We start from the raw sequence: 869 nt of genomic DNA on the forward strand, positions 1-869 counted from the left end.
TTTGCACCATTGGTTTGTAGGTTAAAACCACCTTTCAAAGTCGTGATGTCACCAGTGTTGGTTGTAATCTGATTGCCTTGATTCATTACAGTGGTGTTCAGTGTACTGATGTCACCCGTGTTCTTCGCAATGTTGCTGGTATTGGTTGCAATGTTCGTGGTGTTTTCATCAACCTTTTGATTGGTTGTAAACAATTGACTGCCATTTACCGCATCAGTTGAAGTTGCTGACACATCACCTGCTTTCACATTGGTCAGTGTCGTACCACCTGCACCCGCTAAAGTCACTTTGTCTTTAACTGCTGCATCGTCGTATTTCACTGCTGCATTGTCATTTTCTGCTTGTTGCGCTGCCAATGCATCTAATTGACCTTTGTTCACCGCATCTTTAGTGTTTGTACCTGCTTCAACGCCACTGATTTGGTTCGTTGTCTTGTCGATCACTACATTGCCAACAGTTACTTTGTCTGCTGTCACACCAGCGTTGTTGATTACAGTGTTACCCGTAGTCAAGCTAGTCAAGCTCAAGTCTTGGCTTAATGCAAACGCGACATTATTGCCTGTCTTCGTTGCAGTTAAGTTGGTGTCTGCTGGATCAACCACACCGATATCAACCGTATCACCCGCTTTGATCGCACCACTGTTTGAACCATTGGTTTGTAAGTTAAAACCACCTTTTAAGGTTGTGATGTCACCAGTGTTAGTCGCAATGTTGTTGGTATTGGTGGTAATGTTCGCTGTGTTGGTTGCAATATCTGTGGTGTTTTGAGCAACGTTGTTATTGGTCGTCGTTAATTGACCAAAGTTAACTGCATCATTCGGTGCACTGCCATCTGCAACATTGGTGATTACTTTACTACCAGCATCAAT

General features: G+C 43.4%; 1 pseudogene. It reads right to left on the bottom strand.

Features of this window, described 5'->3' with window-relative positions:
• Positions 1 to 869 (bottom strand): annotated as a pseudogene (locus F903_RS16710) (hypothetical protein); the annotation flags it as partial.

Origin of the sequence: Acinetobacter sp. NIPH 298 (assembly GCF_000369505.1) — a bacterium.
GTDB lineage: Bacteria > Pseudomonadota > Gammaproteobacteria > Pseudomonadales > Moraxellaceae > Acinetobacter.